General features: G+C 69.1%; 21 protein-coding genes. 11 read left to right on the plus strand and 10 right to left on the minus strand.

Going from position 1 to position 22,881, the window contains the following annotated elements:
- Window positions 1–61: 61 nt before the first annotated feature.
- Genes ACFQZV_RS05210 through ACFQZV_RS05225 form a run of 4 tightly spaced genes read left to right on the plus strand, consistent with a single transcriptional unit; the run spans window position 62 to window position 4,882 of the window.
- Window positions 62–1,621, plus strand: a complete 1,560-nt coding sequence (locus ACFQZV_RS05210) for an SDR family oxidoreductase (RefSeq protein WP_378751124.1) — start codon at window positions 62–64, stop codon at window positions 1,619–1,621.
- 41 nt (window positions 1,622–1,662) lie between these two features.
- The gene (locus ACFQZV_RS05215; protein ID WP_378751122.1) at window positions 1,663–3,963 is read left to right on the plus strand and encodes an FdhF/YdeP family oxidoreductase; all 2,301 of its coding nucleotides are present in this window, start codon (window positions 1,663–1,665) and stop codon (window positions 3,961–3,963) included.
- 17 nt (window positions 3,964–3,980) lie between these two features.
- Window positions 3,981–4,457, plus strand: a complete 477-nt coding sequence (locus ACFQZV_RS05220; protein ID WP_378751120.1) for a MogA/MoaB family molybdenum cofactor biosynthesis protein — start codon at window positions 3,981–3,983, stop codon at window positions 4,455–4,457.
- The gene (locus ACFQZV_RS05225) at window positions 4,454–4,882 is read left to right on the plus strand and encodes a molybdenum cofactor biosynthesis protein MoaE (RefSeq protein ID WP_378751118.1); all 429 of its coding nucleotides are present in this window, start codon (window positions 4,454–4,456) and stop codon (window positions 4,880–4,882) included. The genes ACFQZV_RS05220 and ACFQZV_RS05225 overlap by 4 nt, the downstream gene beginning before the upstream one ends.
- Before the next feature lie 57 nt (window positions 4,883–4,939).
- Here the strand turns inward: ACFQZV_RS05225 and ACFQZV_RS05230 are convergent, their stop codons facing one another.
- From ACFQZV_RS05230 to ACFQZV_RS05255, 6 genes are read right to left on the minus strand one after another with little or no spacing between them, the layout of a single operon-like run.
- The gene (locus ACFQZV_RS05230; protein ID WP_378751116.1) at window positions 4,940–5,173 is read right to left on the minus strand and encodes a MoaD/ThiS family protein; all 234 of its coding nucleotides are present in this window, start codon (window positions 5,171–5,173) and stop codon (window positions 4,940–4,942) included.
- Window positions 5,173–5,439 (minus strand): DUF6457 domain-containing protein, encoded by a 267-nt coding sequence (locus tag ACFQZV_RS05235; RefSeq protein WP_378751114.1) that lies wholly within the window; start codon window positions 5,437–5,439, stop codon window positions 5,173–5,175. Before ACFQZV_RS05235 ends, ACFQZV_RS05230 begins: the two co-directional genes overlap by 1 nt.
- A complete protein-coding gene (gene mobA / locus ACFQZV_RS05240; RefSeq protein WP_378751112.1) occupies window positions 5,436–6,068 on the minus strand; it encodes a molybdenum cofactor guanylyltransferase in 633 nt (210 codons plus the stop codon). Before mobA ends, ACFQZV_RS05235 begins: the two co-directional genes overlap by 4 nt.
- A complete protein-coding gene (gene moaC / locus ACFQZV_RS05245) occupies window positions 6,065–6,541 on the minus strand; it encodes a cyclic pyranopterin monophosphate synthase MoaC (protein WP_378751110.1) in 477 nt (158 codons plus the stop codon). The genes mobA and moaC overlap by 4 nt, the downstream gene beginning before the upstream one ends.
- Entirely contained in the window at window positions 6,538–7,770 is a 1,233-nt protein-coding gene (locus ACFQZV_RS05250; RefSeq protein ID WP_378751108.1) for a molybdopterin molybdotransferase MoeA, read from the minus strand. The genes moaC and ACFQZV_RS05250 overlap by 4 nt, the downstream gene beginning before the upstream one ends.
- Window positions 7,767–8,873, minus strand: a complete 1,107-nt coding sequence (locus ACFQZV_RS05255; protein ID WP_378751106.1) for a ThiF family adenylyltransferase — start codon at window positions 8,871–8,873, stop codon at window positions 7,767–7,769. Before ACFQZV_RS05255 ends, ACFQZV_RS05250 begins: the two co-directional genes overlap by 4 nt.
- A gap of 121 nt (window positions 8,874–8,994) precedes the next feature.
- Between ACFQZV_RS05255 and modA the strand changes: the two genes are divergently transcribed.
- The 4 genes from modA to ACFQZV_RS05275 all read left to right on the plus strand — a co-directional run bounded on the left by modA (window position 8,995) and on the right by ACFQZV_RS05275 (window position 12,359).
- Window positions 8,995–9,756, plus strand: coding sequence for a molybdate ABC transporter substrate-binding protein (gene modA, locus ACFQZV_RS05260; protein WP_378751104.1), 762 nt, complete (start codon window positions 8,995–8,997; stop codon window positions 9,754–9,756).
- Window positions 9,753–10,556 carry an ABC transporter permease gene (locus ACFQZV_RS05265; RefSeq protein WP_378751102.1) on the plus strand — a complete coding sequence of 268 codons (804 nt, stop codon included), beginning with the start codon at window positions 9,753–9,755 and terminating at the stop codon, window positions 10,554–10,556. The genes modA and ACFQZV_RS05265 overlap by 4 nt, the downstream gene beginning before the upstream one ends.
- Window positions 10,553–11,641 (plus strand): sulfate/molybdate ABC transporter ATP-binding protein, encoded by a 1,089-nt coding sequence (locus tag ACFQZV_RS05270; RefSeq protein WP_378751100.1) that lies wholly within the window; start codon window positions 10,553–10,555, stop codon window positions 11,639–11,641. Before ACFQZV_RS05265 ends, ACFQZV_RS05270 begins: the two co-directional genes overlap by 4 nt.
- A 109-nt stretch (window positions 11,642–11,750) precedes the next feature.
- Window positions 11,751–12,359 (plus strand): GNAT family N-acetyltransferase, encoded by a 609-nt coding sequence (locus ACFQZV_RS05275; RefSeq protein ID WP_378751098.1) that lies wholly within the window; start codon window positions 11,751–11,753, stop codon window positions 12,357–12,359.
- Here the strand turns inward: ACFQZV_RS05275 and cydC are convergent.
- The 4 genes from cydC to ACFQZV_RS05295 all read right to left on the minus strand — a co-directional run bounded on the left by cydC (window position 12,356) and on the right by ACFQZV_RS05295 (window position 18,266).
- Window positions 12,356–13,978, minus strand: coding sequence for a thiol reductant ABC exporter subunit CydC (gene cydC / locus ACFQZV_RS05280; protein ID WP_378751254.1), 1,623 nt, complete (start codon window positions 13,976–13,978; stop codon window positions 12,356–12,358). The genes ACFQZV_RS05275 and cydC overlap by 4 nt on opposite strands.
- A gap of 65 nt (window positions 13,979–14,043) precedes the next feature.
- Complete coding sequence (gene cydD, locus ACFQZV_RS05285; RefSeq protein ID WP_378751096.1) at window positions 14,044–15,714, minus strand: thiol reductant ABC exporter subunit CydD; 1,671 nt, start codon at window positions 15,712–15,714, stop codon at window positions 14,044–14,046.
- Between the two features lie 59 nt (window positions 15,715–15,773).
- Window positions 15,774–16,811 (minus strand): cytochrome d ubiquinol oxidase subunit II, encoded by a 1,038-nt coding sequence (gene cydB / locus ACFQZV_RS05290; protein ID WP_378751094.1) that lies wholly within the window; start codon window positions 16,809–16,811, stop codon window positions 15,774–15,776.
- 9 nt (window positions 16,812–16,820) lie between these two features.
- Entirely contained in the window at window positions 16,821–18,266 is a 1,446-nt protein-coding gene (locus tag ACFQZV_RS05295; RefSeq protein WP_378751092.1) for a cytochrome ubiquinol oxidase subunit I, read from the minus strand.
- Between the two features lie 261 nt (window positions 18,267–18,527).
- On the opposite strand from ACFQZV_RS05295, the gene moaA reads away from it, so the two are divergent.
- The 3 genes from moaA to ACFQZV_RS05310 all read left to right on the plus strand — a co-directional run bounded on the left by moaA (window position 18,528) and on the right by ACFQZV_RS05310 (window position 22,872).
- Window positions 18,528–19,565 (plus strand): GTP 3',8-cyclase MoaA, encoded by a 1,038-nt coding sequence (gene moaA / locus ACFQZV_RS05300; RefSeq protein WP_378751252.1) that lies wholly within the window; start codon window positions 18,528–18,530, stop codon window positions 19,563–19,565.
- 74 nt (window positions 19,566–19,639) lie between these two features.
- Window positions 19,640–20,521: a formate dehydrogenase accessory sulfurtransferase FdhD gene (gene fdhD, locus ACFQZV_RS05305; protein WP_378751090.1), complete on the plus strand. Its 882-nt coding sequence runs from the start codon at window positions 19,640–19,642 to the stop codon at window positions 20,519–20,521.
- On the plus strand, window positions 20,518–22,872 hold the full coding sequence (locus tag ACFQZV_RS05310; RefSeq protein ID WP_378751088.1) for an FdhF/YdeP family oxidoreductase: 2,355 nt from the start codon (window positions 20,518–20,520) through the stop codon (window positions 22,870–22,872). Before fdhD ends, ACFQZV_RS05310 begins: the two co-directional genes overlap by 4 nt.
- Window positions 22,873–22,881 lie beyond the last annotated feature (9 nt).

The raw sequence follows: 22,881 nt of genomic DNA on the forward strand, positions 1-22,881 counted from the left end.
GGTCGGCCCTCTGCCGTCAACCCCTCGCTCGGCCGCGTCGAAGACACCTAGCGTTGCGGTGATGGAAGATCTCACCGCTCCGACCGGCCGTGAACCCGAGCTCACGGCAGCACCGCGCGCCGACGGCGACGCTCCCCGCGCTCTGGTGCTGGGGGCCACCGGCTACATCGGCGGACGCCTCGTGCCTCGCCTGCTTGCCGCCGGGTATCGGGTGCGGGTTCTCGTCCGCAACCCCGAGAGGGTCGCGACGTTCGGCTGGGGCGATGCCGTCGAGGTTGTCACCGGCGACGCCACCGACGCGGATGCGGTGGGCACCGCATCCGACGACGTCGATGTTCTCTACTACCTCATCCATTCCATGGGGGCGGGGCGTGACTTCGAGGCCGCCGACCGGGCGGCGGCCGGCAACGTCGCCCGCGCCGCCGAGGCCGCACACGTCGGGCGGATCATCTACCTCGGCGGACTCCACCCCGAAGACGCCGATCTCTCGCCGCACCTGCGGTCGCGCGTCGAGGTGGGGGAGGTGTTCCTGCGCTCGGAGGTTCCGACTCTCGTGCTGCAGGCGGGGGTCGTCATCGGGTCGGGGTCGGCATCGTTCGAGATGATCCGCCACCTGACCGACGTGCTGCCGTATATGCCCGCTCCGCGGTGGGTGCGCAACAGAATCCAGCCGATCGCCGTCCGCGACGTTCTCCACTACCTGCTCGGAGCGGCGCGCGTGCCCGCGGAGACCAATCGCGCGGTCGACGTCGGTGGCCCTGATGTCCTGCGGTACGGGCAGATGATGAACGGATACGCCGTGGTCGCGGGGCTCCGCCAGCGCGCGATCGCTTCGTTGCCGGTGCTGACGCCGCGCTTGGCCTCGCACTGGGTCAATCTCGTCACACCGATCCCCGCGGCCGTCGCGCGGCCGCTCGTGGAGTCCCTGCAGAACGAATGCGTCGTGAAAGAGCACGCGATCGACGACCTCGTGCCGCAGCCCGCCGACGGTCTCATGCCGTACCTCTCCGCTGTCAGGCTCGCGCTCGGTCGGGAGCAGGAGGACACCATCGAGACGAGCTGGCGCGACGCCGAAGTCCTCGGTGTCCCCAGCGATCCGCTGCCCAGCGACCCCGAGTGGGCGGGAGAGATCGTCTTCACCGACGAAAGGTCCGTGACGACCACCGCATCGCCCGAGGCTCTCTGGTCGGTGGTCGAAGGCATCGGCGGTGAGAACGGGTGGTACTCCTCTCCCGTGCTGTGGGCGGTTCGTGGCTGGATGGACCGCCTGGTCGGCGGCATCGGGTTGGCCCGCGGACGGCGGAGCCGTGCCCGGCTGACCGTGGGCGACGCCCTTGACTTCTGGCGCGTCGAAGAGCTCGACCGAGGCCGATTGCTACGGCTACGTGCAGAAATGAAGGTGCCTGGATTGGCGTGGCTCGAGCTGCGCGTCGAACCGGATGCGGAAGGTTCGCGGTATGAACAGCGCGCGGTGTTCTTTCCCCGGGGCCTCGCCGGCCGGCTGTACTGGTTCGCGGTGCTTCCCTTCCACGGGTTCATCTTCCGCGGCATGGCCGAGCGGATCACGGCGACGGCGGAGGCGGAAGTGGAAGCCACCGCGGCCGCAGGGGCAACGCCGTAGCGACCCGACCGCCGGGCGACGCGACGATCTAGCCTGGGAAGATGGCGAAGAGGCCCCCCGCATCCGACATCGATGAATCCCGCGTGAGCGTCGCGCCTCCGGCCGACGTCGCCGTCGGGGTGCCCGCGGTCGCCCACGCGCTGAAGATCGCCGTCGAGCAGATGGGGGTCGTCCGCAGTATCCGCTCGCTCACACGCGTCAATCAGAAGGACGGCTTCGACTGCCCTGGATGCGCGTGGCCAGAAGAGGATCGACGCCACGTCGCAGAATTCTGCGAGAACGGTGCGAAGGCCGTCGCCGAAGAGGCGACGCTGCGACGCGTGGGACCTGAGTTCTTCGCAGAGCACTCGATCGAAGACCTCGCCGGGCACGATGACTGGTGGCTCGGGCAGCAGGGGCGGCTCACGCATCCGATGGTCCTCGACGAAGGCGCCACGCATTATCGACCGATCACGTGGGACGCCGCATATGCGCTGATAGCCGAGGCCTTGCGCGCAGCGCCCGCCGACGAGACGGTGTTCTACACCTCGGGGCGCACCTCGAACGAAGCGGCGTTCCTCTACCAGCTGCTCGTGCGCGGAGTGGGGACGAACAACCTCCCGGACTGCTCGAACATGTGTCATGAGTCCTCGGGATCGGCGCTGACCGAGACGATCGGGATCGGCAAGGGCACGGTCACCATCGACGACATCCACGATGCCGACCTGCTCATCGTCGCCGGTCAGAATCCGGGAACGAACCATCCCCGCATGCTGTCGGCCCTCGAGAAGGCGAAGCAGCGCGGGGCGACCATCATCGCGGTGAATCCGCTGCCCGAAGCGGGGCTGGTGCGGTTCGAGAACCCGCAGACCGTTCGCGGCGTGATGCTCGGCGGTACCACGCTCGCCGACGAGTTCGTGCAGATCCGCATCGGCGGTGACCAAGCGCTCTTCCAAGCGATCGGCAAACACCTCATCGAACACGACGCGCTCGATCGTGCCTTCATCGACGAGCACACGAGCGGGTTCGACGCCTACCGGGCGCAGATGGACGCCGTGGCCTGGAGCGATCTCGTCGCCGCGACGGGCATCGCCGAAGACCGACTTCGCCGCCTCGGAGAGGCCGTGCGCGCATCGACGGCGACGACCGTGTGCTGGGCGATGGGGCTCACCCAGCACAAGCACTCGGTCGCGACCCTGCGCGACGTGGTCAATGCTCTGCTGCTCCGCGGCGACATCGGGCGACCCGGCGCCGGAGTGTGCCCGGTGCGCGGCCACTCCAACGTTCAGGGCGACCGCACGATGGGGATCTACGAGAAGCCGTCCGAGATGTTCCTCGATGCGCTCGGTACCGAGTTCGGGTTCGAACCGCCTCGTGCCCACGGCTATGACACGGTCGCAGCGATTCGCGCGATGCGCGACGGACGGGTGCGGTTCTTCATGGCGATGGGAGGGAACTTCGTCTCCGCGACCCCCGACACCGCGGTGGTCGAGCGGGCGATGTCCCAGGTCGACCTGACGGTCCACGTGTCGACGAAGCTCAACCGGTCACATGTGGTGACCGGGCGGCGAGCGCTCATTCTGCCGACGCTCGGGCGCACCGATCGCGATCGACGCGGAGGCATCGAGCAGCGGGTGACCGTCGAAGACTCCATGGGGGCGGTGCACGCCTCGCGCGGCCGGCTCGCCCCTCCCGCCCACGACCTGCCGAGCGAAGTCGCGATCGTCTCGCGGATCGCCGCGCTGGTGTTCGACCAAGAACGCGCGAACGCGCCGAGCGCGGACTGGGCGGCGCTCGCCGACGACTACAGCGGCATCCGCGCGTCCATCGCGCGCGTCGTGCCCGGATTCGACGACTACGAGCGCCGGATCGACAAGGGGCGTACGCTCGTGCTCCCCAACGGCCCCCGCGATGCGCGCCACTTCGCGACCTCAGACGGGCGCGCCCGTTTCACCGCGAACGCGCTCGAATACCCGACCATCCCGCCCGGGCGACTGCTGTTGCAGACGTTGCGATCGCACGATCAGTACAACACCACTGTCTACGGTAAGGACGACCGGTATCGCGGCATCCGCGGCGGGCGTCGCGTCGTGCTGGTGAATCCGGACGACCTCGTCGAACGGGGGTTCGCCGACGGCGACATCGTCGATCTCGTCTCCGAGTGGACGGGTGCCGCAGGCGGGGTCGAAGAGCGCCGTGCCGAGGCCTTCCGACTCGTCGCATACCCGACCCCACGCGGCAACGCCGCCGCGTACTATCCCGAGACGAACGTCTTGGTACCGCTGGACTCCGTCGCCGATGTCAGCGGAACTCCGACGTCGAAGTCGGTCATCGTGCGCCTCGACCGCCGTCCGTCGGCGTGACCGCCTACGCTGGAATCATGCTGCGCAGTGCTGTCATCACGGTGTCCGATCGATCGGCGGCCGGGGTACGACCGGATGCCGCAGGCCCGGTCGCCGTCGCGACTCTGCGCGACGCGGGGTTCGACTGTGAGGACGCGACGGTGGTCCCCGACGGGGCAGACAGCGTCGAAGCGGCGTTGCAGGAGGCGCTCGCCGCCGGAGCGGCGATCGTCGTGACCACCGGCGGCACGGGCATCGCGCCGCGGGATGAGACGCCCGAGGGCACCGCCCGCGTCATCGACCGCGCAGTCCCCGGCATCGCGGAAGAACTCCGGCGCATCGGTGCGGCGGAAACTCCCGGAGGCATGCTCTCGCGCGGTCTCGCCGGTATCGCGGGGCAGGCTCTCGTCGTGAACCTTCCCGGTTCACCCCGGGCGGTGGCATCCGGAATGCCCGTCATCCTCTCGGTCGCCCGCCATGTCGTGGGTCAACTCGCCGGCGAGGACCACCGATGACCCCCGTGCGCATCGCGCGGGTCTCGGACACCGCCCTCGACGTGGCTACGCACCTCGCCGCCGTCGACGACAGCGACGCGGGAGCGACGGCGACCTTCATCGGCCGGGTACGCGACCACGATCCGGATGCGGTGACCTCCGTCGTCGCCCTCGAGTACTCCGCGCACCCCGACGCCGAGGCGACCCTCCACCGCATCGCGACCGACTGCATCGGCCGAAGCGACGCGATCGTCGCCGTCTCGCACCGCGTCGGGCGCCTGGAGGTGGGGGATCTCGCCGTCGTCATCGCCGTCTCCTCGGCCCACCGGGCCGAGGCCTTCGCCGTCTGTCGTGACGTCATCGAGACGATCAAGCGCGAGCTGCCGGTGTGGAAGCGTCAGGTCGAGGCCGACGGAACGACCGCCTGGAAGGGCATCGGCGGCTGACCCGACGCGGGCACGGGCGTGCGCGCCGGTGCTCGGCGTGTCCGACGGCGCTCCACGTCATCCGCCGGCGAAAGGCGGCAGCACGTCGACGAGCACGTCCGCATCGAGCGGGGTGTCGTCATCGACGCGCGACCCTCCGACGAGGACGGCGCACCGGGGCAGGATGCCACCGAGTCCCGGTCGCTCGGCGGCCAGAGCGGTGCGCAGGTCGCCGAGGGTGGCTTCTGCGCGGGTCTCTTCGGACCGACCGGCGAGCTCCTCCGCGGCGGCGAAGTATCGTACCCGGGCCATCAGGCCTCCCACTCCTTCGCCATCGCGGTGATGGTCGCAACGGCCTCGCGGACCTCATCGGGGGTGCCGCCCCCACGACCCGCGACCAGCCCCGCGACGAACGCGCTGAACGGCGCCGCGGGGCGTGCGACACCGACGGCCACGTCGCGGGCGAGATCGAGGATGAGAGCGACGGGGAGGTCTTCGGGGGCAAGGTCGAAACGGATCCTCAGCGCGGCCGCCCAGGCGTCGAGGGCTTCGGGCGGCAGTGTGCGGGACTCGGTCATGGCGTCTCCTCGATCACTCGATCACGGGCTCGGGAGAGATCGTCCCACGTATCGACGTCGCGTGTGAGCGAGTCGGCGGTCGTGATGGTCGCGATCGCCAGGTCATCGAGGAGAGCGCGAACCGGGGCGTCCCGGCCCTGTGCGGGGATGCCGGCCACGCCACGTCGAAGAGCCGCGGTGCGGTAGATCCCGATGAGCCACTGCGGGCGTGAGGTGTCGTCGGTGAGACACAGCCCGTCGACACCGGTGGGCTGCAGGGCGATTCCGTTCACGAGAACGCGCACAGCGGCGTCGACGGTGGGAAGGTCACACGCGAGGACCAGCATCCATTCCGGCGCCTCCGCGTCGTCCGCAAGAGCGTTCACCGCGGCCACGATCGCCGCGGCCGGGCCACCGAAGGGTGGGTCCTCCCGCACCCAGGTCACCGGCAGGTGGGCGTCGAGCTCGGGACCCACGACGGTGATCGGGTCGGCACCGCACGATGCCGCCGCGTCGACAGCCCGCACGAGCAGCGATCGTCCTCCGACATCGAGGAGCGGCTTGGCGACGCCGTCCATGCGGCTGGCACGTCCGCCCGCGAGCAGGACGGCACCGATCGTGTGAACCGGAGGTGGCGCCCCGCCGGTCATGCTTCGCCCGGGCGAGCCCAGTCGCCACTCTTGCCGCCGGTCTTGCGTACGATGCGCACGTCATCGATCTCGGTCGCCTTGTCGAGAGCTTTGACCATGTCGACGATCGTCAGCGCGGCGACCGTCACGGCGGTGAGCGCTTCCATCTCCACCCCTGTGCGATCGGCGGTGCGGACGGTGGCCTCGACGGCCACACCGTCGTCGTCGACGGTGAGATCCACTGTGGCGCCGTGCACACCGATCACGTGCGCGAGGGGGAGCAGCTCGGGGGTCTTCTTCGCCGCCTGGATTCCCGCGATGCGGGCGACGGCGAGCACGTCTCCCTTCGGTACGGAGCCATCACGGAGCGCGGCCACAACCATGGGGGCGCACCGCACGAAGCCCCGCGCGGTCGCGGATCGAACGGTGGGCTGCTTCTCGGTGACGTCGACCATGCGGGCATGGCCCGCGGCATCCAGGTGCGTGAAGCTCATGAGATCAGCATGACATCCACGACGTCGCCCTCCGAGACCGTCTCGACCTCGGCGGGAACGACCGCATACGCCTCCGCGCGCCCGAGCCCTCCTGCCAGGTGGGAGCCGCCCGACGTTGCGGGACGTGCTCGCCACGCGCGGGGGTCGGAGCGATCGATCGTGACGGGCAGATACTGCACGCGGCCGGGAGGGGTGCGCCATGCGGTCGCGGCCGGGAGTCCGATCACCGGACGGGCGAGGTCGCCGGCCCCTTGCATGGCCAGGAGAGCCGGGCGGACGAACACCTCGAACGACACCGCGGCGCTCACGGGGTTGCCCGGCAACCCGAACAGGAGCGTTCCGTCAGGCGTGCGCCCGAACCCCTGGGGTTTGCCCGGCTGCATCCGCACGCGCGAGAACGCCATGACATCACCGAGCGTGTTCTTCACGACCTCATAGGCGCCCGCACTGACCCCACCCGAGAAGACGACGGCGTCCGCGCCGCGTCGCTGAGCCTCGGCGACCGCGTGCCGGGGTCCGTCACCCTCGTCGGACACGCTCGTCGAGACGACGACCTCCGCGCCGGCGTCACGGGCGAGCTGCGCCAGGAGCACACTGTTCGACTCGGGGATCTGGCCGCGCTCGAGGGGGGTGCCGGGAGGGGCGAGTTCAGAGCCCGTCGAGACGACCGCGATGCGCGGGCGCCTGCTGGCGACGACGACGCCCACACCGGCGGCCGCGATGGAGGCCGTGGCGAGCGAGCCGATGCGGATGCCCGCGGGCAGGATCGTGTCCCCGGCACGGGCATCCTCGCCGCCGCGACGGATGTGGGCGCCGACACGCCGGGGCGCCGAGGTCACCGCGATCTCGCCGAGCGAATCAGCCAACCCTCCGGCGGTGTCTTCGAAGGGCACGATCGCCGTCGCCTCCGACGGCACGGGCGATCCCGTCATGATGCGAGCCGCCTCGCCGCGTCGCAGCGGTGGGTCCAGGTCGGTTCCGGCCGGGAGATCGGCGACCACACGCAGGAGCGACGGACGCTCCGCGGACGCATCGCGCACATCGTCGAACCGAACCGCGAAACCGTCCATTGCGGAGTTGTCGAACACGGGAATGTCGACCGCCGCCCGAATCGGCTCGCGTGCCACCCGACCCGCCGCATCCGTGGTCGCGAGCGTTTCGGTCTCAACGACGGTGACCGCCGCGAGGACGCGCGCGAGATGAGCCTCGATCTCGACGAGGTCGTTCATGCCGGAACCTCCTCGACGAGCGGCCCCGTCCACGCCTCGATGCCGCCGATCATCACCGACGCCTCCACTCCCCGAGATCGCAGGGTGCCGGCGGCTCGTTCCGCGCGCGGGCCGCGCTGGCAGATCAGGATCACCGGACCGGAGCCTGCTCGTTCCGGCGCCGCCAACAACGACGCGAGCGGAATCGTCCGGGACCCCTCGACGACCCCTGCCGCGGTCTCGTGCGGCTCGCGCACATCGATGAGCGTGGCTCCCCGAGCGAGCGCGGCCGCCACATCGCCGACGGCGATGCCGGCGAGCGGCGGTTCATCCGCCGGGGGAGTCGACGCCGACGCACGCGAGCCGCGCAGGGCGACCTCGTCGACCCGGCCCCGCAGTGCGTCGATCACCAGCACACGCCCGACGAGCGGGTCGCCGACACCGGTGATGAGCTTGATCGCCTCGGTCGCCATGACGCTTCCGGTCTGCAGACACAGCGCGCCCAGTACCCCGACCTGGGCGCAGGTCGGCACTTCGCCGGTCGACGAGGCCGGGTAGAGGTCGTCCAGACCCACCGGCGCGAGGCCCGCCGGTGGGTGCGACCAGAAGACCGTCACCTGCGCGTGGAACTCCTGCACGACGCCCCACACCAGTGGTATCCCACGGGCCTCGCAGGCCGCCGCCACGATCTGACGGGTCTCGAACGTATCGGCGCCGTCGAGGACCAGGTCGGCGTCACCGAGCAGGTCGGTGGCGTTGTCTTCGGTGAGTCGCTCGCGCATCGGGTGAATTGTCGTGTTCGGCGACAGATCGCGCGCCACGCGCACGGCCGAGTCGACCTTGGGGTGGCCGACATCTTCCACCCGATGGAGTACCTGACGTTGCAGATTCGACAGATCGACCTCGTCATCGTCGATCACGGTGAGGGTTCCCACTCCCGCTGCCGCGAGGGCGAGGACCACCGGCGATCCCAGCCCACCTGCACCCACGACCGCGACATGCGCGGCAGCCAGCCGGCGCTGGGCGACGTCGCCGAACCCGGCCAGGACCGCGTGGCGTGAGGTGCGTGTGCGTTCGTCATCGTCGAGCGCGTCGACGGGTTCCACGAGGGGCTCGGGAGGCATGACTTCAGCGTACGCCGCGCGGTGTCGGGACCGCCCCGGCCCGAAGCGGTGTGAGGCGGCGGTGATAGCGTCGATACCGTGAAGCCCACCCCCGTCAACGGCGAGATCCCGGGCGTCTGACGTGCGCCGGATCGCCGCCTCCGTGGGCGCCGCAGCCGCTCTCGCCGCGCTCTTGGCCGCCTGCGCGACCGATCCCGAGGCGGGCTCCGACGGCAACGGGATCGACGGCACTCTCACCGTGTACGCCGCAGCATCGTTGCGCTCGGTCTTCGACGACCTCGCGCTTCGGTTCGAGGCACGGCATCCCGGAATCGACGTGCTCCCGATCGTCGCCGACGGGTCGACCAGCCTCGCCACGCAGATCCTCGAAGGAGCGCCGGCGGACGTCTTCGCGAGCGCCGACGAGCGCACGATGACGCTCGTCGCCGAGATGAGCGCTCCGCCCGAGCTGTTCGCATCGAACACGCTCGTGCTCGTCGCCCCGGCGACGAGCGGCGTCACCTCCCTCGCCGACCTCGCCGACCCCGCGCTCACCGTCGTCCTGTGCGCGCCCGACGTGCCGTGCGGTGCCGCGTCCACCGCGCTGCTCGACGCGGTCGGTGTCGAAGTGGCCCCCGCCAGCCTGGAGCAGAACGTCACGGCCGTGCTCGCGAAGGTCACCGCAGGTGAGGCGGACGCCGGGCTCGTCTACGCGACGGATGCGCGAGGCATCCCGGACATCATCGTGATCGAACCGGAGGGCGCCGTCGACGTCGTCAACCGCTACCCGATCACCGTCATGGACGACGCCGGGAACCCCGTGGCCGCCGCCGCCTTCGTCGACTTCGTCCTCGGCGACGAAGGACAGCAGGTGCTCGCCGACGCGGGATTCGGAGGGCCATGAACAGGCAGACCGGAGGGTTCGTTCCGCGGGTGCTCGCGCTCCCGGCCGTCCTCGGGCTCGCGCTGCTGGTCCTGCCGCTCGGCGCGCTCGTCGCGAGAGTGGAGTGGTCGACGCTGTGGAGCGACATCACGTCGACGGAGGCGTTGTCGGCACTCGGACTCTCGCTGGTGACCGGACTCATCGCCACCGTCTGCTGCGTCGTGCTCGGGGTTCCGTTGGCACTCGTCATCGCTCGCGCCGGCCGGCGCAGCGCGGCGATCCTCCGGGCGGTCGTGACCGTCCCGCTCGTCTTGCCACCCATGGTGGGCGGCGTGGCGCTGTTGTTCCTCTTCGGGCGCTCCAGCTGGCTTGGGGGTGTCCTGGCCGAATGGGGTGTGCGCGTGCCCTTCACGACCGCCGCCGTCGTGATCGCGCAGACCTTCGTCGCGCTGCCGTTCCTGGTGCTCGCGCTCGAGGCTTCGCTGCGCACCACCGGCGTCGGTTTCGAGCAGGCGGCGGCCTCGCTCGGTGCAGGACGCTGGACGATCCTCCGCAGGGTCACCCTGCCGTTGGCCGCGCCGGGGCTCATCGCCGGTATCGTCCTCTGTTTTGCGCGGGCCATCGGAGAGTTCGGCGCGACGGCGCTGTTCGCGGGCAACGCGCCGGGTGTGACGCAGACGATGCCCCTCGCGATCTACTCCGCCTTCAACGGCGCGGGAGTTGCGCAGGGGACCGCCGTGGCGCTGTCGTTGCTGCTCCTCGTCGCCGCGATCACGGTTCTGCTGCTGGTGCGGGCCTGGAGACCGGAGGCCCCCCGATGACGCCCCGCGGCCTGGCCGCGCGGGTCGTCGTGGACCGCGGGGCGTTTCGTCTCGACGTCGACGTCGCCGTACCGGCGGGTGAGACGGTTGCGCTGATGGGCCCGAGCGGCGCCGGCAAGTCGACGCTACTCGCCGCGGTGGCGGGACTCGAGCGGATGCACGAGGGCCGCATCGTCCTCGGCGAGCGTGTGCTGGACTCCGCGCCGCGACCACGCGTACATATCACCCCGGCGCAGCGGCGGGTGGTGTTGCTCGGTCAGGAACCGCGGCTGTTCCCGCACCTGACCGCGCACGCGAACATCGCGTTCGGTCGTCGAGTGCAAGGCGCGTCGACGGCCGTCGCCGCAGCAGAGGCCGACGACTGGTTGTGGCGCGTCGGACTGGACGGTCTCGGTGAGCGGCGCCCGGCGGAACTGTCGGGCGGGCAGCAGCAGCGGGTTGCGCTCGCTCGCGCTCTCGTCACCGCTCCCGATCTCGTCCTCCTGGACGAGCCGTTGACCTCACTCGACCCCGAGACCTCCGGCGAGATCCGCGCCCTCGTGCATGACCAGTTGCGCGCGACGCACACGACGGCCCTCGTGGCCACCCACGACGCCGTCGACGCGGTCGCGCTCGCCTCAGGTCTGGTGGTGATTGAGGACGGAAGGGTGGTCCAGACCGGCGCGGTCCGTGACGTGCTGTCGATGCCTGCAACGCGATTCGTCGCGGCGGTCACAGGGCTCAACCGCGTCGAGGGGAAGGTGGCCGACGGGTTTTGGCACGCCGGCGGAATCACCCTGCCGGCCGCCGGCGAACCGGCCGGCGCAGCTGCCGCCGTCTTCCGTCCGACCGACGTGCGCATCCGGTCGGTCGTCGATGCGACGTGGACGGCTGCGCTGCGGCTTGCGCCTGCCGCGCCGGCCCCCGGCGAGTGGCTCGCGCGCGTCACACGCCTCGAGCAGACCCCGGGCGGGGTGCGGGTGCGCACAGCCGATCCTGACGTCGCGGTCGACCTTCCCGCCGATGCCGCACTCGGACTCGCCGCCGGTCAGCCCGTCGAACTCGCCGTCGACCCGGGCGCCGTGCGCTTCGTCGCACCGGCCTGACTCCACGGATTCGGTGGGCGGTGGGGCTCTGCGGTGGCTCTTGGCGCGTCGAGGCGCGGAATCCGTGGAGTTGTGCACGTGAGGCTACCCGGGCGCCTAGACTCGCCGCGTGCCGCGCATCCGCCCTTTCCGCCCTGGCGATGAGCCCGCGCTCGCCGACATCTGTCTGAGGACGGCGGACGCCGGGGGTGATGCGACCGGAGTGCTCGATGACGACCGCATCTGGGCCGACGTGTTCGCGCTGCCGTATGTCGCGCGCCACCCCGACCTCGCGTTCGTCGTCGAAGGCGATGACGAACGGCTGCTCGGCTACGTGGTCGCCACCGATGACACCGATGCCTTCGAGGACTGGTTCGCGCGGGAGTGGTGGCCGAGTCGCGCCACGGCGTGGCCGCGTCCCGAACGGGAGACGTCCCGGCAGGACGGCGTCCTGATCTATGCGTACGGCCGCCGAGCGGGCGCCGAGCCGTACAGTCTCGGCCATCCCGCGCACCTGCACATCGACCTGTTGCCCGGGGCGCAAGGGCAGGGGTGGGGGCGGCGCCTCATCGCCACACTCGTCGAGGCCTTGCGTGAGCGCGGCGTCGAGGGCCTGCACCTGTCGACCTCGACCGACAACGTCGGGGCGCTGGCGTTCTACCCTCGGCTCGGTTTCGTGCCGATCGGCGGGCACCCGGGCGTGCAGTCCTTCGGCATGCGTCTGGGCGACGAGGGTTAGGCGATCCGCCCGTCTTCGATCCGCACGACCCGGTCGACGAGGCCGTCGGGGACGGTGACGTGCGAGATCAGCACGACGGCCCGTGCGTCGTCGATCGCTCCGAGAAGATCGGTGAGGAGCGCGTCGGATGCCGCGGGGTCGACCCCGGCCGTCGGTTCATCGAGCACGAGCACCGGGAACCCGCGCAGCAGCGCCCTCGCCAGCGCGATCCGTTGCGCCTGACCGCCCGACACGAGCGATCCGCGCTCGCCGACGCGGGCGTCCAGACCCCCGCGTTCACGCAGCCATGGTCCGAGACCGACTTGCTCGAGAACGTCCTCGAGGTCGGCGTCGGTGGCGTCGTCTCGGGCGAACAGCAGGTTCTGTCGGATGTCCTCGTCGAAGAGCATCGGATGCTGCTCGCACAGACCGACCGTGCGGCGGACGTCGTCGCCGGCGATGTCGTCGACCGATCGTCCGCCGATCTCGTAGCCGCCCTCCACGGCGAGGAATCGCACCAGCGCGTGGGCGAGGGTGGATTTGCCGGCGCCGCTGGATCCCACGACGAGGAGGCGCTCGCCCGGGGAGATCTCGAGGTCGATTCCACGAAGAGCGGGTGCATCGGCGCCCGGCCACCGGATCGCGGCGTTGCGGAGTCGGATGCCGGAGCCCAGGGGTGGTGCGTCGCCCGTCGGTGCGATGTGCTCGGTGACGAGCTCGGGAGGCATCTCGTGGGGCACGGTGTCGGCGATGCGTTCGGCGGAGGCGCGCACCTGCCGCCAGGCCGAAGCGGCGAGCGGCACGGAGGCGAACACGTCGAACACGGCCATCGGCACGAGCACGGCGACCGCCAGCCACGGCCCGTCCATCGATGGCTGGGCCGTGGCGGTGACGAGCACCGCCGCGAGCGAGGCGGCTCCCGCGAGCAGCGAAACGAGCGCCGTCGTTCCGGCCTGGGCGCTCGAGCGTCGCACGATCGCGCGGCGCACGGCAGCGTCCGCGGCGGTGATTCTCGCACGGCTCTCGCGCTCCGCACCGTACGCGGCGAGCACGTCGAGGCTGCCGAGATGATCGAGGATCGCGTCGGCGAGACGGGAGCGCAGCGGCGCGATCGCGCGCTCGGCGCGTGATCCGGCGAGCCACCCCCACGCGGTGGCGACGACGGCGGCGATGGCGAGGCACCCGAGCAGGGTGAGGGCGGCCGGCCACGAGACGAAGGCGACGAACACCACGGCGGCCACCGCGACGATTGCCGAAGACACGAGGGGTTGCACGACGCGCAGGGGCAGGTTCTGAAGATCATCGACATCGTCGACCAGGGCGCCGAGCACCGACCCGCGGCGCGTCCGTGCGAGCCCGTCGGGTGCGAGCGGCACCAGCCTGCGGATGAGTGCCGCGCGCGTCGTGGCCAACTGCCGCAGGGTCGCGTCGTGGCCTGCGAGACGTTCGAGGTAGCGGAACACGGCGCGCGTGAGGGCGAAGAAGCGCACCCCGACGACCGCGACCGAGAGGTACAGGACGGGCGGCATCTCGCTCGCGCGCACGATGAGCCAGGCGCTTGTCGCCAGGAGTGCGACCGCGGACGCCTCGGAGATGAAGCCCGCGGCCAGCGCCGGCCAGAAGCGCCGGGCGGACGGCATGGCCCCGCGCAGGATCGCGGCGGCGGTCGTGGGCTCAGCGGGCCCGTCGATACCGGGTTCGGCGCTCACGTGACCACCTCGCGCGCTTCGAGACGCACGATGTCGTCGGCGATCACGCGGGCGCTGGTCCGGTGCGACACCAGCAGCACGGTGGCGCCGCTGTCGGCGAGTTCGCGAACGCTTCGCCAGAGGCGCTCTTCGGTCGAAGCGTCCAGGGCTGCGCTCGGCTCGTCGAGGGCGATGATCTGCGCCGCGCCACGCAGGTGCCGATAGAACGCCCGGGCGACCGCGACCCGCTGTGCCTGACCGCCCGAGAGCCCCGCGCCCTGCGCACCGAGCGCGCGGCGCGGGTCGAGATCGCCGGCGCAGGCGAGGTCCAGGGAGCGCCTGACCAGCCCGGGATCGGGCGCGGCGTCGCCGAGCGTCACGTTGTCGGCGATGGTTCCCATGATGAGGCCCGGTTGCTGTCCGGCCCACGCGAGCCATGACGACGGTGCGAGGTCGCGAACGTCCGCACCGCAGAATGCGGCGGTGCCGTCGAAGTGTGCCGCGCCACGAAGTGCCGCGAGCAGGCTCGACTTTCCGGTGCCGCTCGGCCCCTCGATCAGGGTCACTCGCCGCGGACTGCTCGTGAACGACACACATGGCAGCACGCGCTCGCCGCGGTGAACGCGCATATCGGTGACGACGAGGTCGCCGCCGGCGTCGTCAGCGCCGCGTCGGTCGCGTGTCGCGCGCGGGTGCGCGCGGGCATCGTCGAGGACGGCGAAGACGTCGTCGGTGGCGGCGACACCCTCGGCCGCCGCGTGGAACTGCACGCCCACCTGCCGCAGCGGCAGATAGGCCTCGGGTGCCAGGAGCAGCACGAAAAGTCCCACGGTCAGGGCGAGCGTGCCGTCGATGAGGCGGAAGCCGATGGAAACGGCGATGATCGCCACCGAGATCGACGCCAAGAACTCGAGCGCGAAGCCCGACAAGAACGAGATCCGCAGGACGCGCATGGTCTCGCGGCGGTATCCGTCGGTCACGCGTTCGATGGATGCCGACGCCCGGTGCTGGCGCCCGAAGACCTTGAGCGTCGACAGACCCTGCACGGTGTCGGAGAACCGGGCGGCGAGTTGGTGCAGCGTCTTCCACTGGCGTTGCTGTACGGCGCGGGTCGCGAGGCCGATGAGGACCATGAAGATCGGGATGAGCGGGATGGTGAGGACCACCGTGAGGCCCGAGATCCAGTCTTCTCGCCACATGACGACGATGATCACCGGGGTGGCGATCACCGTAGCGATCAGCTGCGGAAGGTACCGCCCGAAGTAGGCCTCGAGGGCGTCGAGCCCGCGGCCCGCGGTGATCGCGAGGTGAGCCGAATTCCTCCCTGCCAGCCATCCGGGACCGAGCTCGTCCACCGCGTCGAGGAGCGCGGTGCGCAGTTGGGTCTGGACTCGTGCAGCGGCGCGCGCAGCGACCGCTTCCCGCGCCCATACGAGAACGGCGCGTAGAGCGACGACGCCACCGAACGCGGCGAGCGTCGGCACCAGCTCGGCCCACGGCATCCCGTCGATCGCGCCGACGATCGCGCGTGTGAGCAGCCAAGCGAACGCGACGATGACCGCGGTCTGGGCGAGCGTGATCGCGCCGATCGCGATGAAGAACGGGCGCGATGCGGTCGCGTAGCGCACGAGCCGCGGATCGACCGGCCTGGCGCGTCTGCGCGGGGAGGTCTCGTCCGTGTCAGTCATGCCACGTCGAGCCTATCCACCGCGCAGGCCCGTCCCGACCGACGTACAGCGAGGCGTGGTCAGTGCTCTGCGGCGACGGACGCGCGCTCGATCGTCGTCCGTGCGATCCGCTTGCGGAACACCCAGTACGTCCAGCCCTGATACAGCAGCACGAGCGGCAGGAACACCAGGGCCGCCCACGACATGATCGTCAATGTGTAGTCGGTGCTCGAGGCGTTCTCGATCGTGAGGCTGTTGGTCGCGAGGTCGACCGTCGAGGGCATGACGTAGGGGAACAGTGCGAACCAGAGTGCGAGCACGGCCGACACGATGGTGAACGCGCCGAAGCCGAACGCCCACCCTTCGCGTCCGCGCATGTTGGCCACCCACGAGGCGATGAGCAGCACCGCGGCGATCGCCGAGCACAGCACGGTGATCCAGGCGAGGTCGCGCTCCTGCCCGAACGCCATCACGATCGTCCAGACGAGGAACACCGCGGCAACGACGATCGTCAGCAACCCCGCACGGCCGGCGAGCTTGCGGGCGTCAGCGGAGACTTGACCGTCGGTCTTGAGAGCGACGAAGTACACGCCGTGCGTGAAGAACAGCAGCAGCGTGGTCACGCCGCCGAGGAGTCCGTACGGGTTGAGTAGCGTGAGCAGCGACCCTGTGAACTCGTGGTTCGCGTCCAGCGGCACGCCCTGCACGATGTTGGCCACGGCCACGCCCCACAGCAGCGCGGGGACGGCCGAGCCGATGACGATCATGCGGTCGAAGTTGCGACGCCAGCGGTCGCTGTCGCGCTGGTGGCGGTACTCGAACGAGACGCCCCGCATGATCAGTGCGAGCAGGATCAACAAGAGGGGCAGGTAGAAGCCGCTGAACAGCGTGGCGTACCACTCGGGGAACGCGGCGAACAGACACGCACCGGCGACGATGACCCATGTTTCGTTGAGGTCCCACACCGGGCCGATGGTGTTGATGATCTGGCGACGCGAGACGTTGTCTTTGCCGAGGAACGGCAGCGACATGCCGACGCCGAAGTCGAACCCGTCGAGGACGAAGTATCCGACGAAGAGGAATCCGACGATGAAGAACCAGAGATATGCGAGATCCATGACCAGCTCCTAGTAGACCGTCGTCGGGGTGTCTTCGACCGAGGTGGGCTTGGACGCTTCGCTCCCGGGCTCGGGTAGCGGGTCGGGGCCCTTCTTGGCGGTCTTGATGATGAGGCCGAACTCGACGACCGCGAGCACCAAATAGATGAGGGTGAACGAGACGAGCGAGATCAGGACGTTCCATCCGGGCACGCTCGGCGAGACGCCGTCTTCGGTCAGCATGAGACCGAACACGATCCACGGCTGTCTTCCCATCTCGGTGAAGATCCAGCCGACGATGATGCCGAACAGCGCGAGCGGCGCGGACCAGATGGCGACGCGCCACATCCAGGTTGCCGGCGGCTTCTTGGCGCTCTTACGCGTCACCCACAGCCCGACGACGGCAACCGCGGTCGAGAGGATGCCGAAGCCCATCATCCAGCGGAACGACCAGTAGGTGATCCACAGGATGGGAGCGAAACTCCCGTCGACCTGGTCGGCGAACTGCGGGAAGAGCTGCGTGGTGTATTCGGCATTGAGGTCGTTGATGCCTTCGACGCATCCGCTGAGGGTGTGGGTCGAGAGGAACGCGAGCAGGTACGGCACCCGCACGGAGAACAACTCGGTGCTGCCATCGGGTGTGCCGAGGGTGAAGATCGAGAACGAGGCCTCCGCTCCGCAGGCCGTGTCGAAGAGCGCTTCGGCAGCGGCCATCTTCATCGGCTGCGTGTCGACCATGACCAGGCCCAGTTGGTCGCCTGAGAGCGCCGTTCCGATGAACGCGATGATCATGAGCCAAGCGCCGTACTTCAGCGTCGGGCGCATCATCTCCTGGTTCTGGTGGCGCATGAGGTGCCAAGCCGCGATGGCGATGATCACGCCGGCGGTGAACATGAGCGCGGAGAAGATCGTGTGCGGGAACGCGGCGAGGGCGACGGGATTGAACAGCACGGCGAAGAAATCGTTCATCTCTGCGCGGCCGCCGTCGGCGGCCATCTGGTAGCCGACGGGGTTCTGCATGAACGCGTTGGCGGCCAAGATGAAGTAGGCCGAAACCCAGGCGCCGAATGTCGCGATCCAGATGGTCGCGAGGTGGATCTTGCGGGGGAGCTTGTCCCACCCGAAGATCCAGAGCCCGATGAAGGTCGCTTCGAAGAAGAAGGCCATCAGCCCTTCGAAGGCGAGGGGTGCGCCGAAGACATCGCCGACGAAGCGCGAGTAGGCGGACCAGTTCATGCCGAACTGGAACTCCTGCACGATCCCCGTCACGACGCCCATCGCGAAGTTGATCAGGAAGATCTTGCCGAAGAAACGGGTGAGGTGCAGCCACTTCAGGTTGCCCGTGCGCACCCATGCGGTCTGGAAGATGGCGACGGTCAGCGCCATGCCGAGGGTGAGGGGCACGAAGATGAAGTGATAGATCGTCGTCAGGCCGAACTGCCATCGGGCGAGGAGGAGTGGGTCGAGTAGCTCCACGGTGCGTTCTCCGATCGCTGTGTGCGCGATGTGGTCAGACCACACCGTACCATGTGGTCAGACCACGGCGCGGCGGTCGCTCCGCGCTCGGTTCGACGGTACACAGCGAACTTTCAGATAAGGCAAGCCTTGCGCCGTGAAAAAGGCACGGATCCGTCATCGTGACCCGGGCCGCAGGAGAGCCGGGTAGCCTCGCGGTATGGCAGATCGTGCGAAATCCGGTGGCGCGTGACGGTCGTTCCCGTCACGATCGCCCGACGGATGCCGGCGGCTCCGGCATCCGCTCAAGAGCGCCCCGGTGATCCTCTCGTCGACACGCATGGCCGTGTGCACCGCGATCTGCGAATCTCGCTCACCGACCGTTGCTCGCTGAGATGCACGTACTGCATGCCCGACCAGGGCAACGAATGGCTCGCCCGGTCGAGCATTCTCACCACCGACGAGATCGCTCGTGTGGCCGGCGTCGCCGCGGCAGCGGGTGTCACCACGTTCCGGCTCACGGGTGGAGAGCCCCTCCTGCGCCCTGACATCGTCGACGTGGTGTCGCGTATCGCTGCACTGCGCGATGCGAGCGGCGATCCCGTGCATGTTGCGATGACGACCAACGGCATCCGATTGGGGGAGTTCCTTCCCGATCTCATCGACGCCGGACTCGCGCGTGTGAACATCTCGCTCGACACGATTCGCCGCGACCGGTTCCGAGAACTCACTCGACGAGACCGGCTCGACGACGTCCTGGACGGCATCGCCGCCGCGCGTGACAGCGGTCTGCGACCGCTCAAGATCAACGCGGTCGCGATGCGCGACGTCAACGACGACGAGATCGTCGATCTGGTCGAGTTCGCGATATCGCAGGACGCGCAGATGCGCTTCATCGAACAGATGCCGCTCGATGCCGGCCACACGTGGGACCGCGGGCGCATGGTGACGCGCGCGGAGATCCTCGATGCACTGAGCACGCGGTGGGCCCTCGCCGAGGTTCCCGGGCGCGGCGGCGCACCCGCGGAGCGGTGGACCCTCGACGGTGGGCCGCACACCGTCGGCGTCATCGCCTCGGTCACCGCCCCGTTCTGCGGCGATTGCGACCGGATGCGCCTCACAGCCGACGGGCAGTTCCGCAACTGTCTCTTCTCGACCACCGAATACGATCTGCTCCCGATTCTGCGCGCGGACGAGGCGTCGGACGACGGCATCGACGGTCTGCTGCGCACCTGCGTCCGCGGAAAGCTCCCCGGACATGCGATCAACGATCCGTCGTTCCTTCAGCCGACACGCGGAATGAACGCGATCGGCGGCTGAGCGACGTCGATCACGGCACGAATCGCACCCATCGCGCGAATCGCCCTCCCCGGGGGTCCGTCTAGCATGGCGTCATGGGGCGGATCACGGTGCGCAGACCGGTCACCCGCATCACGGTGCAGGGTGAGGATCTCGGCGAGCGCCGTCGCCCCGACGCGCTGGCCGTCGAGGAGCCGCTCGAGATCCGCATCGGTGGTACCGCTCTGGCGGTGACGATGCGCACCCCCGGTCACGACGTCGAACTCGCGACAGGCTTCCTCGTTTCCGAGGGTGTCATCGTGCGGGGGGATCAGGTCGCCGCCGCGATCCACTGCGGCGGTCCGGGCACGGGGGGCCCCGGTGCCGAGAACACCTACAACGTGCTCGACCTGACGCTGTCGGCAGGCGTTGCCGCCCCCGCCCGTGATCGCAACTTCTACACGACGAGCTCCTGCGGAGTGTGCGGCAAGGCATCCATCGAAGCGGTCGAAACCGTGTCCGCGTTCGACGTGGCGACAGACCGCGTCGCCATCGACGCTGCCTCCGTTCTGCGATTCCCGGATGAGCTTCGCGCACAGCAGTCCGTTTTCGACAAGACCGGCGGATTGCACGCCGCCGCGCTGTTCGACGCGGAAACCCGGGAACTTCTCGTCATCAGAGAGGACGTCGGCAGGCACAACGCCGTCGACAAGGTCGTCGGCTGGGCAACGCAAGAAGGCAAGCTCCCGTTGGCAGGAACCGTTCTGCAGGTCTCGGGCCGCGCCAGCTTCGAGCTCGTCCAGAAAGCCATCATGGCGGGCATCCCCATCCTGTCGGCGGTATCGGCGCCGTCCTCGCTCGCGGTCGAACTCGCCGACGCGTCCGGCCTCACCCTCCTCGGTTTCGTCCGTGGACAGTCACTCAACGTCTATACGCACGCGGAACGCATCCGCGTCGCCGCCGCTCACCCCGTCCTCGCGGAAGGAACGATCTCATGACCGAGTCGCACACGCCCATTCCGATGTTCAATCGCCCGCTCGCAGAAGACTTCTCGGATGCCGATCTCGAGGTCACGAAGCCGATGGACTACGCCGTGGGGATCGAGGCGGTCGAGAAGGCCATGGTGCCGATGGAGGAACACCTCGGGACCGAGAAGACGCTGAAACTCTCGCTGACGATCAACCACAAGAAGGGATTCGACTGCCCCTCGTGCGCATGGGCCAACCCCGACCACTCCAAGGCGCTGGAGTTCTGCGAGAACGGCATCAAGAACATCGTCTGGGATGCGACACCCGTCGTCATCGAGGACTCGTTCTGGGCCGAGAACAGCCTGACGAGCATGCTCGACAAGAGCGAGTACTGGCTGGGCCTGCAAGGCCGCATCACCAAGCCGATGTTCAAGGCGGAAGGCTCGGACCACTATGTTCCGATCAGTTGGGATGAGGCGCTGGACAAGGTCGCGCAGTCGCTGACGAGCCTCGATTCGCCCGATGAAGCGGTGTTCTACACCAGCGGCAAGATCATGAACGAGCCCGCGTTCCTGCTGCAGTTGTTCGCCCGCGCGTTCGGCACGAACAACCTCCCGGACTGCTCCAACCTCTGCCACGAAGCGACGGGCGCGGGGATGACGCCCGCGATCGGGGTCGGCAAGTCGAGCGTGCACTACGACGACTTCGCCTGGTCGGATCTCGTCATCGTGATGGGGCAGAATCCCGGCACCAACCATCCGCGCATGCTCAACGCGCTCGAGGACACCAAGACCCGCGGTGGCGCTGTGGTCGCGGTCAACGCGCTGCCCGAAGCATCCCTCAAGCGATACAAGAACCCGCAGAAGGTATCCGGCGAACTGGGCGACGGCATCAAGATCGCCGACCAGTTCCTGCAGATCCGGGGCGGAGGAGACCATCATCTGATCCAGGCCGTGGCCAAGCGGGTCCTTCTCGCCGAGCAGGCGGCCCCCGGGACCGTCCTCGACCACGACTTCATCCAGACGCACTGCGATGGGTTCGAGGCGTACCGCGATCACATCCTCGCCGTCGATGACGCGGAGGTGCTCGAAGCCACCGGGTTGATCTCCGAAGAGATCGACGGGCTCGCTGAGCGCTACATGAAGAGCGAGGCCACCATCATCACGTGGGCGTTGGGTATCACCCAGCAGAAGCAAGGCGCGGCGACGATCGCGGAGATCATGAACCTGTTGCTGCTCAAGGGCAACATCGGCAAGAAGGGCGCGGGAGCGTCGCCCGTGCGCGGGCACAGCAACGTGCAGGGCGACCGCACGATGGGTGTTTGGGACAAGCTGCCCGCGGCGTTCGCCGCCGCGCTGGAGAAGGAGTTCGCCTTCACCCCGCCCAGCGAGAACGGGCTCGATTCGGTGGCATCGATGAATGCTCTCTCCGAAGGCAAGGTCAAGGTGTTCATGAGCTTCGCGGGAAACCTCGTCGCCGCCATGAGCGACTCGGCGCTCGCTGAGGACGGCGTACGCAACGCCGACCTCAGCGTTCAGGTCGCCACCAAGCTCAACCGCTCGCACATCGTCACCGGCAAGGAATCCCTGCTGCTTCCGGTGCTCGTGCGCGCCGAGCGCGATGAGCAGGCGACCGGCCTGCAATTCGTGACCGCCGAAGACACGGTGTGTCGCGTGAACATGAGTCACGGCGAGATCGCACCGGTGTCCCCCGACGTCAAGTCGGATGTGTGGGTGATCGCAGAACTCGGCAAGCGCGTGCTCGGGGCATCGCATCCGCGTATCGATTGGCAGGCGTTCGAAGACGACTACGACACCATTCGGGCATCGATCTCGCGCGTGATCCCAGGGTTCGACGACTTCAACGAGCGGATCCGGACCGAGAAGTCGTTCGTCCTGCCCCACCCGCCCCGCGACTCCCGCACCTTTCCCACAGCCAGCGGTAAGGCGCAGTTCACACTGCAGCAGAGCGAAGTGATCGATGTGCCCGAGGGGCGGCTGCTCTTGCAGACGCTGCGTGCCCACGATCAGCACAACACGACGATCTACTCGCTCAACGACCGGTATCGGGGCATCCGCAAGGGCCGGTTCGTGATTTTCATGCACGCCGACGACATCGCCGAGCGGGGGCTCGTCGACGGGCAGACGGTCGACGTCTTCAGCGAGTGGCCTGGCGAACCCGACCGCGTGTTGCGCGGCTACCGCGTGGTGGCCTACCCGACGGTGAAGGGGTGCGCGGCAATGTACTTCCCCGAGGCGAATGTGCTCGTGCCGCGTGCCGCGATCGACCCGGTCTGCAACACCCCCACGTCGAAGCAGATCGTGATCCGCGTTGAAGCGGGGACTCAGGCCGCTGAAGGCGGGCGCCCGATCGCGGTGTGAGGTCCCGCG

Source organism: Microbacterium koreense (genome assembly GCF_042677105.1).
GTDB classification, from domain to species: domain Bacteria; phylum Actinomycetota; class Actinomycetes; order Actinomycetales; family Microbacteriaceae; genus Microbacterium; species Microbacterium koreense.

Bases quoted from the DNA above. Each gene is read 5' to 3' on its own strand.
- ACFQZV_RS05310 (WP_378751088.1), top strand. From the start codon at position 20,518: ATGACCGAGTCGCACACGCCCATTCCGATGTTCAATCGCCCGCTCGCA.
- cydB (WP_378751094.1), bottom strand. From the start codon at position 16,811: ATGGATCTCGCATATCTCTGGTTCTTCATCGTCGGATTCCTCTTCGTC.
- ACFQZV_RS05225 (WP_378751118.1), top strand. From the start codon at position 4,454: ATGACCCCCGTGCGCATCGCGCGGGTCTCGGACACCGCCCTCGACGTG.
- ACFQZV_RS05220 (WP_378751120.1), top strand. From the start codon at position 3,981: ATGCTGCGCAGTGCTGTCATCACGGTGTCCGATCGATCGGCGGCCGGG.
- ACFQZV_RS05235 (WP_378751114.1), bottom strand. From the start codon at position 5,439: ATGACCGAGTCCCGCACACTGCCGCCCGAAGCCCTCGACGCCTGGGCG.
- ACFQZV_RS05270 (WP_378751100.1), top strand. From the start codon at position 10,553: ATGACGCCCCGCGGCCTGGCCGCGCGGGTCGTCGTGGACCGCGGGGCG.
- ACFQZV_RS05215 (WP_378751122.1), top strand. From the start codon at position 1,663: ATGGCGAAGAGGCCCCCCGCATCCGACATCGATGAATCCCGCGTGAGC.
- mobA (WP_378751112.1), bottom strand. From the start codon at position 6,068: ATGACCGGCGGGGCGCCACCTCCGGTTCACACGATCGGTGCCGTCCTG.
- ACFQZV_RS05265 (WP_378751102.1), top strand. From the start codon at position 9,753: ATGAACAGGCAGACCGGAGGGTTCGTTCCGCGGGTGCTCGCGCTCCCG.
- moaA (WP_378751252.1), top strand. From the start codon at position 18,528: ATGCCGGCGGCTCCGGCATCCGCTCAAGAGCGCCCCGGTGATCCTCTC.
- ACFQZV_RS05230 (WP_378751116.1), bottom strand. From the start codon at position 5,173: ATGGCCCGGGTACGATACTTCGCCGCCGCGGAGGAGCTCGCCGGTCGG.
- ACFQZV_RS05255 (WP_378751106.1), bottom strand. From the start codon at position 8,873: ATGCCTCCCGAGCCCCTCGTGGAACCCGTCGACGCGCTCGACGATGAC.
- ACFQZV_RS05250 (WP_378751108.1), bottom strand. From the start codon at position 7,770: ATGAACGACCTCGTCGAGATCGAGGCTCATCTCGCGCGCGTCCTCGCG.
- ACFQZV_RS05210 (WP_378751124.1), top strand. From the start codon at position 62: ATGGAAGATCTCACCGCTCCGACCGGCCGTGAACCCGAGCTCACGGCA.
- fdhD (WP_378751090.1), top strand. From the start codon at position 19,640: ATGGGGCGGATCACGGTGCGCAGACCGGTCACCCGCATCACGGTGCAG.
- cydC (WP_378751254.1), bottom strand. From the start codon at position 13,978: ATGCCGTCCGCCCGGCGCTTCTGGCCGGCGCTGGCCGCGGGCTTCATC.
- moaC (WP_378751110.1), bottom strand. From the start codon at position 6,541: ATGAGCTTCACGCACCTGGATGCCGCGGGCCATGCCCGCATGGTCGAC.
- cydD (WP_378751096.1), bottom strand. From the start codon at position 15,714: ATGACTGACACGGACGAGACCTCCCCGCGCAGACGCGCCAGGCCGGTC.